The following is a 12,653-nucleotide window of genomic DNA, read 5'->3' on the forward strand; positions in this document are numbered from 1 at the left end:
AGGGGAGGGGCCATGAAGCATCGCCAGCGCAAGGAAGAGGGCGTCGCAGCACTGTTCGTCGTGCTGCTCGCCGTGGCCCTGCTCGTCATGGCTGGCCTGGTGATCGACGGCGGCTACGCAATGGCCGCCAACCGCCGGCTCACCGGACAGGCCGAACAGGCCGCCCGGATCGGCGCCGACGCGCTCGACCAGGACAGCCTCCGTGACGGGGGAGTCCCCGAGGTCGAACGAGCCAATGCCATCGCAGCGGCACAGAACTACCTGGCGCGGGTGGGTGCGCCTCGCGGGCAGGTGAGCATCGATGGCGGCACCGTGTCGGTGCGCCTGGAGTCGCACTCCAACACCGCGATCTTGTCAGCTGTCGGGGTGACACAGCTGCCAACCGGAGGTCACGCGTCGGCCGAGTCGATCGATGAAGACGGGCCGTGACGACGTCGCCTACAGAAGAGCAAAAGACAGCTTGGCCGGCGGTGTCGCGAAACGGCACCTACAGCCACTTTCTCTAGATAGAGGGTCACAACGAAGGGGGACCAGAATGTGGTGGATCAAAGCGCTCGGGACATTGGGGGTGCTTGCCCTGTTGGTGGTGGGCGTCCCGCTCGGATTGATCGCCTTCGTGGGCAACCCCTGGCCTACTGGCGGAGTTGACCTCCAACAGGAGCTCTCCGATGAGGCGATCATCGGTGCCCTCGCCGCGGTCGCCTGGCTGCTGTGGGCTCAGCTGCTGGTCTGCATCTTGGTCGAGACGGTAGCCGCGGCCCGTAACGGCGCCGTCGCCGCCCGCGTACCCGGTGCGTTCGGATTCCAGCAGCAGTTCGCCCGCGTCCTGATCACCTCAGTGGTGCTGGCCATCGGGTCGGGCACGACGGTCAGCCTGCACACCGAGCCGGCCTCGGCCGCGACCTTCACGCCGGCGACAAGGACCAGCACGATCACGCCTGCAACCACCACACATGCAGTAGCTGACGTCGTCCAGGTCGCAGCCGAGGTCGAAGACTCCGGCTCCACGATCACAGTTCAGCACGGCGACACTCTCTGGGGACTGGCGGAGAAGCACCTCGGTGATGGGGCCAAGTTCGAGGAGATTTCCCACCTCAACGAGGGACAGACCATGAAGGACGGCAAGGTCTTCCGCACCCCGGACCGGCTCGAGGCCGGCTGGGAGCTGCGGATGCCCGCCGGCGCCACGGGGCTGAACGATGCCGACCAGGCACAAGTCACCGAGGTTCAGGTCGAGGCCGGGGACAGCCTCTGGAAGATCGCCGAAGAACAGTACGGCGAGGGTTCGGAGTGGCCCAAGATCTGGAAGGCCAACAAGGGCGAGCAGTTCGAGGACGGCCGGACGTTCACCGACCCCGACCTCATCCAGCCAGGTTGGGAGCTGGACGTACCTGGAACGACAGCGGCAGCCCACACGGAGCAGTTGAAACCGGCCGCTCCCAACACCGGCGCGGACAACAGTGCCGCGGATTCCGCGAGCAAGCCGTCCACAGCCGAGCCACAGCCCGCCGATGCGCACGACGAAAGCGCGACGAGTCACTCCGACAGCCGCGCCGACCTGCCGTCGATCTCACCGCGAGCCGTCGAAGGCGGCATCCAGCCTCAGACCACACCGGACCCAACGTCGAACCCGAGCGAGTCGGTCGAAGTGAGCACCGCGGACGAGAACGACGACCCGCTTCCTGGGTGGATCATGCCAGGCCTGATGGGAGCCGGAACCCTGTTGGCCGGATCGCTGCTGCTGACGCTTCGCAACCGCCGCGCCAACCAACACCGCACCCGCAGACCGGGCCGCACCATTCCCGTCACTGATCCGCAGCTGGCAGTGGTCGAGAAGTCGATCACCGTCGCAGGAGCCACGACCACCACAACCGTGGAGCTCGTCGAAACACTGCTGCGACGTTTGGTCGCTTCGCTCACCGAGCGTTCGCAACCGCTGCCTGCGCTGGCGGCCGTCGAGGTAACAACCACTGCGGTGGCCATCCACCTAAGGAAGCCCGCAACACCACCGGGAGAACCATGGGTGGTCTCGGACGACGGCCTCCTCTGGGTCGTCGACAAGGATGTAGACCCGGACCTGGTCGGCGCCGAGCAAGTCGACAGCCCGGCACCATGGCCGCTGCTGGTGACGATCGGCCAGGACGACCAGGGCGGCTCCTGGCTGCTCAATACCGAGGACCTGAGCGTCGTCGTGACGGGAGACAGTGTCGCCGTCGGTGACTTTGCCCGATTCGTCGCCGCCGAAGTCGCCTGCAACCCGTGGTCCAAGCACACTGTCTTGGATGTCGTCGGCATCGCGCGTGAAGTCGCAGTTATGAGTCCAGAACGGATTCATGTACATGACACGCCAACCGCGGTCGCAACGCAGGCGGTGGCTGACGCCGTCCACACGATCGACCGGCTCGCGGAGCGCAACGAGGACACCCCGACGGCTCGTGCGCTCCAGACCGATCCGGACCCTTGGCCGTCTCGGCTGCTCATCGTTGACCACCCGGACATGGTCGACGAACTCGACCAGCTGGTCCGTCTGGTCACAGATCACAGCGGCCGGACCGCTACTGCGGTGATGCTGCTGGGTCAGGATCATGCGGAAAGCTTCGAGATCCACATCGACGAGCGCCGACAGCTGACCATCCCGGCAGTGAACCTCACCGTGCAGGCCGTCGGGCTGACGGCGGCCGAAGCACACGGTTGCGCGGCCCTGCTGGCCCATGCTGACGCCGACACCGACGAGGCCGCCCCCGACCTCGCCGGAGACCAGACGTGGCAGTCGCTGGCCACGGCAACAGGATCGCTACGGGACCAGTACCGATTCAGTCGTGCCACTTCAACGCTGGAACCATCCGGCTCACTGCTTGAAGACGCGGACCACGCCTACACCAGCGTCGCTGCGACCACCAGCGAGGACCTCGAAGCTCTTGCACCAAGAGTCACAGAGACCGTGCGGGACGACGTAGCCGCAGCTGACCCGACCCTCGACAGTGACCTGGAAGAGTGGACGTCGGAAGACTGCGTCCGGCCACGGCTGACCCTGCTTGGCCCGGTTGGCGCTCGGACGAGCGGGAACGCGCTGGATCGACGCAAACCCTTCTACACCGAGCTGTTCGCCTACCTCGCCACACGACCCTACGGAGCGACCACCGACGAGGTGGCCGCAGCATTCGACATCAACACCTCGAGGGTGCGCACCGACGTCAACAAGCTGCGCGACTGGCTGGGAGTGAACCCCGCGACCGGGGAGAAATTCATCCCCGATGCCCGCAACGCACCATCTGCACAGCAGCGCGGAATCGGCGTCTACGAAGTCGTCGACGCACTCGTCGACACCGACCTATTCCGCCGTCTCCGCGTGCGGGGGGAAAGCCGCGGACGAGACGGTATCGAAGACCTCGTGCGCGCACTCCAGCTCGTCACCGGGCGCCCGTTCGAGAAGTTGCGTCCCGGCGGCTGGGGATGGCTGCTCGACGGAGACCGGCTAGACCAGCACATGGTGTGCGCTATCGCCGACGTCGCCCACGTCGTCGTCACCCACAGCCTCCACGCAGGAGATCTCGACCGCGCACGCACTGCCGCAGGTATCGCGATCATGGCCGCGCCGGACGAGGAGGTCGCCCGCCTGGACCTCGCCGCGGTGCTCGAGGCGCAAGGTCACGAGCGCGAAGCCGAGCGATTCGTGCGCCAGGACGTGGCCAATCGAAGCGACGACGGGGAAGCCCCGACCGAGCTTTCCGCACGCACTGAACAGATCATCGACGCGCGCCGCTGGCTCAACCGGGTCATGTGACGTGGGCGGTCTAGCCATCCAACTTCGTTGGCCGTTGCAGCGGCTGCTGGCGATAGGCGATTTCCTCGCCGACGACGTCCTTCTTCGGGGAGATCGGACTCCACGGGGTGATCTCATCGGTTCCATTTGTCTTCTCCTCTGGACCGGCACACTTGGTTAGTTGACCGGGGTCAATGCCGCGGTGATGGCACTATCGCATGGGCGATCCGACACGGATTCTGGCGGAATTTGTCTGAGCTCTGAGGGCGCGGTTGTAGGTCAGCAGCCACAGTTGCCGCTCGGTTTGTCCATCATCTGGGCACCGATTCGTGGCTAGACATTGTGGTTGCGCCCAGGAAGCAGCTTCCGACGATAGGGCAAGTGATTGACTGGTCTGCGATCCTTATGTTCGGGCGACGAATGCCGTCATTGCGCGTGGAGACTGGCCACTCAGGAGAATTCGTAGGTGCTGACCCGGGCGGTTCCGTGTGGTGACCGATTAACGCGACATTGAAAGGTGACCATCCCAGGTGCGGCCAACGCCGGGGGCAATGCACCTGACGATGTCCCCGATGTCCAATTGGTGACTGACCTAGGCCGCTCCGGCCCGTCGCCATCCGACCGTTAATGCAGTGTTGCCGCGAGGCTGTGCATCGCCGTGCGAGCGATCTGGCGCGGTGGTTGCTGCCACAGTTGATCGTTGAAGATCTCGATCTCGATCGGCCCGCGATAGCCGGCGTTCTCGACGGCGGCGAGGATGCTTCTGAGTTCGATGATCCCGTCGCCGGGAAGCGCGCGCGTGAGGAAGGGGCCGTGCTCGTGGTGGCGCGACCAGTCCGCAACTTGAAGGGCCGCGATCCTACTACTACGCCCAGCTCGGCGGATCTGATCCGCGAGCTCGGGGTCCCACCACACATTGAAGGTATCGAGTACCACACCTGCCCGCTCGGGGGGGAATGGCTCGACTACGTCGAGCGCCTGGCCGAGAGTGTTCACGACAGATCGGCCCGCAGTGAACATTGGGTGCAGTGGCTCGAGCGCGAGGCGTACGCCGGCTGCCTCGGCGACGATGGCGAGTTCGCTGAGCGTCTCTGTCATTCGAGCGCGCGCTCCGGCGAGATCCCGGGAGTTGGGCCATAGCCCCCCGGCTAGCACGATCAGAGCTGGGGCACCCAACTCGTGAGCTTCATCCACCGCCCGCCATGCGTCTTTCATCGACTGAGTGTCGGGCGAGAGTACGCACCGGCACAGGCTCGACACGTGAAGGCCGTGAGCCGCAACCGCCCGTGCGGCCTCGCCCGCGGTCATCCCGTTGTATGTCTCCCGCCACAGGCCTACGTTCCGCGCTCCGGCGGCGGCGATGGCGTCGAGAGACGCGTTTAGGGGAGGATTCCCGAGAGTTGCGGTGTTGATCGACAAGCGCGTGTCTTCGACGCGAGGTCTAGGACTGTTCACAACGCGTCCTCTCTCAGCAGCCACGCGGGTGGATGCAGCCCCGGCAAGGATCGTGAGCATCGGATTGGCGGCGGCGTTGGTCGTGAGCACTTACCGTCTGATGCGAACCGGTGGGTATGGGCCTCCCGTTCACACACCTTGGCTGTCCACGACGCTCCCGTCGGCGGGCTCGCTCATTGGCGTGGTCCGACAATCTGGAGGTACGGGTCGGCCACGCGGCCAAGTCACTCACAGCACCGACGCTAACGAGGAGGATGCGTGGGCTCTCGAAAGGACCCGCGCTAATCGCCAGGTCAAAAATGTGATTGTCACATTGGACGTATCGGCAGGCACTACCGGTCGATGCGTCCAGCGACGGCGGCTGGGTTTGGACGCCTGGGACATGTCTGGTCCAGTGAGGCACGTGCTCGTCGTGATTGAGGACGGTTCCGTCATTCCGGCGAATCCACGCTATTCCCAAGGTCATGCGAGCTTCCGGAAGCCGCGGTCGAAAAAGATGAGCGGCCGCCGATCTTCCCCCAGAATCAGCTCGAGCACGCCTCCGACCGCGATGGTGTGATCGCCGCCCTCGTACAGGGCGACCACCTCACACTCAATCCAAGCGATACATCCGGAGAGATGGGGCAGGCCTGACCGCCCCGTGGTCCACTCGACATCTTCAAACCTGTCGGTTCCTCGCTTCGCGAAGGCGAGTGCCAACTCCTCGTGCTGCTCGGCCAGGACATTCACGACAAACCGACCTGATCCGACAATCTCGGGCCAGGATGTAGACGACCGTGACACATTCAGCGAAATGAGCGGCGGCTCCAGTGAAAGCGAAGAGAACGCCTGCAAGGTAAAGCCAACTGGTCCGTCATCGGTGATACCAGTGATTACGGTCAACCCTGTGCCGAAACATGCCATGGCCTCACGCATGGCCGCAGCGCCGATCATTTCGCGCGTCGCTTCATGTACCACGATTTTCCTCAACTCCTAGATCGCCAACACAATCACCGTGCCATGTGTGAGGATCGCAGCTCAAGGGCAGAATCATGGAGGAATTGACCGCGTTGCTTGTGAAATACCTACATTCTTCGTATGCCAATTCTGGCTCGTTCGGCTATTGTTCCGGCTCTCGTGGAGCGCAAGACTGGACTTGTTCGAGCTACTACGGATTGCGCAACAGGAACATTGGTGAGCATGGGCCGCACCACTTTGCAGCGGCGCTCCGCACGACCGACACTGACGCAATGTCGTTTGAGGCGAAGTACTGGATCCAACGTGTCAGTGATGACTTGGCTGGACAAAGCGAAAGAGATGATGAATGGTCAACAACGGCTTCAAGACTGTCGAGACGACAAGCGGTCCCTTCGATCCGGGCGGGCAGCCCGAACTTGAAACTGGGCAGCCATTGCAACTCGGGTTTTTCGGATGGAACGTGCGAGCAGGTATGACTGCGTCAAAGGCGGTGCTGACTGACGAGCCACGTCTTGCTGACTACTGGGTCTGGGAGCGTTCCAGCAAGCTTATCAAGCTGGCTGAGCAGATCGGTTTTGATTACCAGGTGCCATTCGGGCGTTGGATCGGCGGCGGCGGCGAGATGAACTTCAACGGCGCGGCCCTGGACTTCTTGGCCAGTGCGGCGGCGACTGCACCGATTACTGAAAAAATGGGCGTGATCTCGACCGCGCACATTACCTACGGGTTCCATCCTCTGCACATTGCGAAGTTCGGCGCCACAATCGATCACATATCAAACGGGCGATGGGGCCTTAACATCGTTTCGGGATATCAGGCGCAGGAACGCGCAGCATTTGGCCGTCTCGACCCGCTTGATCATGACGAAGCGTATGACATGGCGGAAGAATTCGTTGTGCTGATGAAGCACCTGTGGCATGAGAAGGAACGCTTCAATTTCGAGGGCAAATATTACCAGTCCTACGGTGCGGTGGTCGCCCCGGGACCCTCCCGGAACCCGCGGCCAGTCCTGATGAACGCGGGAGGCTCACCAAAGGGCATTGACTTCGCGGTGCGCAACGTCGACGTCGTCTTTACGCTCGCCCCATCGTTGGAGGGATACCGGGAAAAGGTCGCTCATGTTCGAGAGCTGTCTTCGAAGTACAACCGGAAGGTCAAAATCGCCACAATGTCATGGGCATCGATCGAGGCGACCGATGAACTGGCGGAGGAGCGTCTTGCATGGTATGAGGATCACATCGACCTCGATGCTGTCTACGCGTACTACACGGCTCTGGCCGGTATCGATACGTTCGGCGCAGGAGACTCTTCGCCCAAGGGGGACGACTACCCGGGGTACAAGGGCCTGACCAAGGAGTTTGTCGAGACCTTCAGCATCGGCATGACTTCGCCTCGGCTCTACGGCTCCCCTGAGACCGTCGCCGAAAAGATTCGGGCCCTCCATGATGTGGGCATCGAAAGTCTATTCATAAACTTCGCTGACCCTCAAAAAGGACTTCACCAGATGCAGGACGACGTGTTGCCGATCCTCCGCAAGATGGGGATTCGTAAGTAGTCCCCCGCAGCACCGCGCCGATTCCAGTTAGGGGTTAATCACCTCGGCGAGTTCGGCGCGCACTAGAGCTGACACCTCAGGTGCCGTCCGCTCGTCGGAGGTGCCCGGTAGCAGTCACGCCCTCGAATGACGATGCGGGTGCTGGTCGTCGATTCGGGGCCAGCACCCGCCCCGAATACGAAAGAGAGAATACAATGTCCAAGTTTCTCCACGGGCTGATCCCCGCCGCCCTCACCCCGTTTGACGCAGACGGTAACATCCACCGCGCGGACCTGCGCAAGCATCTCGAGTATTTGGTCCAGACTGACGGAGTCACCGGTGTGACCGTGAACGGTCACGCCGGTGAAGTCTCGTCGCTCACCCGCGACGAGCAGAGTCTGATCCTGAGAGAGGCCCGCTCGGTCTTGGGCCCCGGGCAGCGGCTCGTCGCCGGTGTCTATGCGCACTCGACGCGGGAGGCAGTGGACATCGCCCTCGGTGCCAAGGCCGACGGTGCGGACGTACTCCTCGTGTTCCCGCCCGAAGTTTGGGAGTTCGGCGTGGCCGACGACCCGAGACTGGCAATCGAATATTACCGGGCGATCGCCGAGAGTGCCGATCTGCCGATGATCGCGTTTGTCTACCCGACCTACTCGGCGTTGCACCTGGCACCCTCGGTGATCATGCAGTTGTGCGAGCAGATCCCGAACATCGTGGCTGTGAAGGACTGGTCTAACGACATGGTCCGGTACGAGACAACGTTGCGCGGACTGCGCGAGCAGCATCCGGAAGTGAGCATGCTCTCCAGTTACAGCCGGTCGCTTCTTGGGAGCGTGAGTCTTGGTGCTGATGGGATCCTTTCGGGACACGCCAGCCTGATCCCCGAGATTCAAGCCGGGTTGATCGCGGCCATCGCCGAGCGCGACGCCGGGGCGTCGGCAGAGCTCGCTCATGACCTGTTCGAGTTGACTACCACGTTCTACGCGGAGCCCATCGCGGACGGGTTCACGCGCATGAAGTTCGCATCGGTTCTGCTCGGTCGGATCACGACAGACCGGGTGCGCGAGCCATTGCTCCCGCTGTCCGCCGACGCAAAGGCCGCAGTCGAACGTACGTTGCCGACGCTTCGCAAGCATGCGCGTGATCAGGGTGCGTGATGAGCGAGCGCTCGCTCGCGTGTGGGTCGTACGGAAGTTGTCCGGCGTTGTGCTTGAACGATTATTGGCTGATTGTCCCGCGTGCAAGGTCTGAAGGTCGTCGCCGCAGCAGCTGCCGCCTGGCGGACCCCATCATGGTGCTACACGAGCGACAAATCCGTTTCCGACGGGTGCGCTCGATCGGGGCAGCGGGACAACAAGCGCCGACCAGCGGACATCCAGTGGCTGGAGGCTACGGAGAGCCGAGCAAAGAGTCGTTCAACAAGCAGAGTTTGACTAAAGGCATGCGGTTTTCGGCCGCGTCTGACCACCCGGGCCGGAAGCATCGGGGCCCTTCCGTCAGACCACAGTAGGCGCGTCGCGTCCTGTCACAGGGGCCCACCCCTAAGTGGTCACTCAATCCCACCGCCGGCGGATCCCGGCGTATCAGCGGAACGCGTTGATCCATCGTCCATAAGAGTTACAGCTCGCAGTGAGCATTCCTAAAGTATCCGACGTTGCGAGTTCTACGTGTCGTTCCAGGCAGATGGCTTCAGCACGCTTCGTCCTGCCGCGGTCTTGGCCTTCTTCACATGAGCCCTTCCGGCTCAATAGGCAGGACGATGCCTCGCAGAGCTGTAACGCGCATCGTACGCTCCAGAACGTGCAAGCCGCATTGCCCGTCGTGACGTTTTTGACAGGCGCGCCTGGGGTTGTCCGCATCATCCCAGAGTCGAGCAGTGCCATCCTCGAGATGAAGATGTTCGTGCGAATCTGTCGAAGGTGAGCCTATCGGGGTGCGCTTGCGGGCAAGATTGACCATCCACGCGTTCTTAAGCTCGCATGGAGGGACATAGACACCGTCCGATTTTCCGTTCGCCACAGGATTAGACTTGTCGCATTGGCGCGTGCTGCCGCGTTGTCGCGTGCCCGCTGCGGCGGGACACAGAAGATGCCAGTGGTGAGGGCTCCCAGGCTGGGAGCCCTCACCACGTCGAAGGCGCTGCGAAACTGCGCTGCGCAGCCGTGAGTGAATCAGGTCCTTACAACACCGTGCTGCGGGATTTCCATATCGGCCTCGCGCCGCGCGGCCGCGCGGAAAACGTGGCTATTGGCGCACATCGAACAGATCGCCTCGTGATCGCTCGAGGGGTCACGATCCATCTCCACGGCGATGTACGATTTCTCGCAACTATGGCACTGGACGCGAGTCTCCCAAACGTCTTCCACCTCATCCCGCGGATCGTGAGGTCGCGTCAGGGTAAACCACGACGGCCGAGCAAAGAGCAGCGCGAGGCCGTAGATTCCTCCGGCAGAGACGAACGCGATGGGCAATGCCCATGTGGTGCCAAACGGTGTGTGCGTCTCGAGCAGTGCGATTCCCACGACCGAGGAGATGATCCACGCCCCAAGTCCACCGGGGTTCGCCGCCGGAACTCGACCGGGCCGGAATTCGATGAGCTGACCATCTCGGTGCGCGTCCTTGCGCGACCGATACGCCATTTGGACGAGGGCGATAGCAACCCAGGCGACGATGACGACCCCTTGATAGGAAAGCCACTGAAGGATGAAAGAGAACACATCCATGAACATGATGCACAGCATGACGGCTCCGACCACGCCCGCCCAGAGCCAGCGAGGCAGCCTGACCTTAAAGACCTGCGCGAAGAAGCTCTCGAGATAAGACGACGCGAGGTACAGATTGGCCGTATTGATCTTGGCCTGTGTAGCGAAGATGAAGATCAGACCAAACAAGCCCATCATCTTCACAATGCTCACGACCACTCCGATCTCCGACACCCCGTCCTGCGGAATCACCGAGACGAGGTAGATTCCGATGAGGCCATTGACGAAGTACGAAAAGAAGTAGAAGACCGGCCCGAAGGTGATCCAACCGTTGAACGTGATGTCCTGTGGCCGTCCAAGTCGGGCAAAATCGAACGTATACATCATGGTGGCAAAGATGCCCATATAGATGGTGAAGACGTACAGCCACCCTGGACCGGCGAGACTCGACGTGATGGCTGGAGGCGCGGATGCCCAGTTCTGGTCGTACCCGTAAGCCACGGTCGCCCAGATCACTGCCCCGGCCATGCCTGCCACAAAGATTGGCAGCAACCACTTGTTCACCCGTTCGAGCCAAACCCGCACGCCTCCCAGAACGAGCGGAACGGAAAGGGCCACGACGACCGAATACCACAACTCGATCGGGCCGCCGAAATACGTCTGGAGCGCTACTGCGACGACTGAGCCCTCGAACACCGCGAAAAAGATCGCAGTCAGTGCGTACACAATCGTCACCAGAGCCGCGCCGGAGTAGCCGAAGAGGCTTCGCGAGAACAGTCCCACGGTGAGGCCGGATGTTGTAGCGGTTTTCTGCATGAAGTAGTTGATCAGCCCGTACGTGGCGCTGGCGACACCAATCCCGATGATCGCATCGGCGGGCCCGACGATCGACGCCGCAGTTGCAGCGAGCACGGGTGTAAACATCGCGGTCAGCAGTGAGGACCAAGCAAAGACCATGCCCGCTCGACCAATTCTCCATGTTCTGGGGACGACGTGCTCGGCGTAGTCATCGCGGGCGGCGTCTGCCACGACGTTCGGGTCGTCCGTGCGGCGGACGAGCAGCGCGGGCAATGGGAGCTCTAGAGGAGTAGTAGACATGTTCGGTCTCCTTTGACCAGATTGGGGGATGACGTCTTCAGGCATGAGTTCGAGTGGGCACGAAACGGCTTTTGATCTGCGATAGCCCCGCACCGTAGATCTGGTCAGCCAGCAGGTGATCGTTCGCCTCGGCATCCACGGCGTCGCAGTCGTAGACGCTGCTCCAGTCAACAAAACTGCCACCGGTGTCGGAGATCAAAGTGACGCGCATCGTCGAGTAGTAGTTGGAGAAGGGAAAGGGCCCCTCCGTCAGGTGATACGTCAGCGAGCGAGCGATGTCGTCGCGCGCAACGAGCGTCTCTTTGACGACGCGCCCATCGGTGAGAGTTATGACGCGTTCACAACCAAGGAGGTCCACGGACTGCCCGTCCGTGATGACGCTCTCTGCTACGAGATCGAGGTAAAGAGGCGTTCCGTTGAAGTTCTTCACGAAATCCCACACCACGCTTGGAGGCGCGTCAATAACGGCGCTTGCGAATGATCTTGGCACTGCAGTTCCTTCCGTTCGGCTCGCGGTCTGTTGACCGAGAGACACTTCCGCCGCGCCACCCGAACGCGAGCGATTTTTCATCCTTCTCCCCCAATATCGCGACGTAGTAGCGGCCCGGGGATTACTGGAGTTGTCTCAGCATGAGACGTTCGAGTGCCCTCGACAATGGATTAATGGCATAGCAATCGCAGCGAGAGTAATGTGGCATTTTCACAGTCCGACGGGCGATTGAACCGGGACGGGCCCCTCGATGTTAGGCGAATGGCATATCGTCGATGCGAGGGTTGAGAGAGCCGGCTACCGCCGTGGACGGCGTTCCTGCGCTAGCCCTTCAAAGTCGAGGACTAGAGACGGCAGCATGCTCACCTGGACCCACCTGCCGGCACGAGTGTCCCCGCGGGCGGGTCGAGTCGACAACCTCGTTGGACCTGAGGCCCGGAGCTCCTTGGATCATCGCTAACTGGAAGGAGCCGCGATTTTCTATGGCCCCCCTGATTCGACGTCGGACCCGGCTAAGGCGTCGAGACGGGCTGGAGGTGGTGCGCTGTGCACAGACTCGCGGAAAGCGTCGGCCGGAAAGCGAAAACGTCAGTTGCTCACACCGCGGGGCCGTCAGGGAAGCACGCGCGGATGTGGCAGCGCTCACGAGTTGAG

8 protein-coding genes are annotated in these 12,653 nt (G+C 62.3%); 4 read left to right on the top strand and 4 right to left on the bottom strand.

Annotated features, from left to right (window positions below; translation table 11 throughout):
* Positions 1–12 precede the first annotated feature (12 nt).
* Together ESP70_RS20105 and ESP70_RS10420 are read left to right on the top strand one after the other, a co-directional pair.
* Positions 13–429 (top strand): pilus assembly protein TadG-related protein, encoded by a 417-nt coding sequence (locus tag ESP70_RS20105; RefSeq protein WP_188110580.1) that lies wholly within the window; start codon positions 13–15, stop codon positions 427–429.
* Positions 430–535: 106 nt separating this feature from the next.
* Positions 536–3,784, top strand: coding sequence for a LysM peptidoglycan-binding domain-containing protein (locus ESP70_RS10420; protein ID WP_188110581.1), 3,249 nt, complete (start codon positions 536–538; stop codon positions 3,782–3,784).
* Between the two features lie 603 nt (positions 3,785–4,387).
* Here the strand turns inward: ESP70_RS10420 and ESP70_RS10425 are convergent.
* Both ESP70_RS10425 and ESP70_RS10430 read right to left on the bottom strand, forming a co-directional pair.
* Positions 4,388–5,278, bottom strand: a complete 891-nt coding sequence (locus ESP70_RS10425) for a sugar phosphate isomerase/epimerase family protein (RefSeq protein ID WP_149689754.1) — start codon at positions 5,276–5,278, stop codon at positions 4,388–4,390.
* 402 nt (positions 5,279–5,680) lie between these two features.
* Positions 5,681–6,187, bottom strand: coding sequence for a flavin reductase family protein (locus ESP70_RS10430; protein WP_223148690.1), 507 nt, complete (start codon positions 6,185–6,187; stop codon positions 5,681–5,683).
* Between the two features lie 334 nt (positions 6,188–6,521).
* Here ESP70_RS10430 and ESP70_RS10435 point away from each other — a divergent pair, with 334 nt between their 5' ends.
* On the top strand, positions 6,522–7,730 hold the full coding sequence (locus ESP70_RS10435; protein WP_149689201.1) for an LLM class flavin-dependent oxidoreductase: 1,209 nt from the start codon (positions 6,522–6,524) through the stop codon (positions 7,728–7,730).
* A 194-nt stretch (positions 7,731–7,924) separates the two neighbouring features.
* Positions 7,925–8,866 (top strand): dihydrodipicolinate synthase family protein, encoded by a 942-nt coding sequence (locus ESP70_RS10440; RefSeq protein WP_149689202.1) that lies wholly within the window; start codon positions 7,925–7,927, stop codon positions 8,864–8,866.
* Positions 8,867–9,880: 1,014 nt separating this feature from the next.
* Here the strand turns inward: ESP70_RS10440 and ESP70_RS10445 are convergent.
* Both ESP70_RS10445 and ESP70_RS10450 read right to left on the bottom strand, forming a co-directional pair.
* Entirely contained in the window at positions 9,881–11,509 is a 1,629-nt protein-coding gene (locus ESP70_RS10445) for a thiamine permease (RefSeq protein WP_149689203.1), read from the bottom strand.
* 37 nt (positions 11,510–11,546) lie between these two features.
* Positions 11,547–11,999, bottom strand: a complete 453-nt coding sequence (locus tag ESP70_RS10450; RefSeq protein ID WP_188110582.1) for an SRPBCC family protein — start codon at positions 11,997–11,999, stop codon at positions 11,547–11,549.
* Between the last annotated feature and the right edge of the window lie 654 nt (positions 12,000–12,653).

Source organism: Aeromicrobium ginsengisoli (assembly GCF_004134905.2).
GTDB lineage: Bacteria > Actinomycetota > Actinomycetes > Propionibacteriales > Nocardioidaceae > Aeromicrobium > Aeromicrobium ginsengisoli.

Coding starts and splice junctions, on each gene's coding strand:
- ESP70_RS20105 (WP_188110580.1), top strand. CDS start 13: ATGAAGCATCGCCAGCGCAAGGAAGAGGGCGTCGCAGCACTGTTCGTC.
- ESP70_RS10420 (WP_188110581.1), top strand. CDS start 536: ATGTGGTGGATCAAAGCGCTCGGGACATTGGGGGTGCTTGCCCTGTTG.
- ESP70_RS10425 (WP_149689754.1), bottom strand. CDS start 5,278: ATGCTCACGATCCTTGCCGGGGCTGCATCCACCCGCGTGGCTGCTGAG.
- ESP70_RS10435 (WP_149689201.1), top strand. CDS start 6,522: ATGGTCAACAACGGCTTCAAGACTGTCGAGACGACAAGCGGTCCCTTC.
- ESP70_RS10440 (WP_149689202.1), top strand. CDS start 7,925: ATGTCCAAGTTTCTCCACGGGCTGATCCCCGCCGCCCTCACCCCGTTT.
- ESP70_RS10445 (WP_149689203.1), bottom strand. CDS start 11,509: ATGTCTACTACTCCTCTAGAGCTCCCATTGCCCGCGCTGCTCGTCCGC.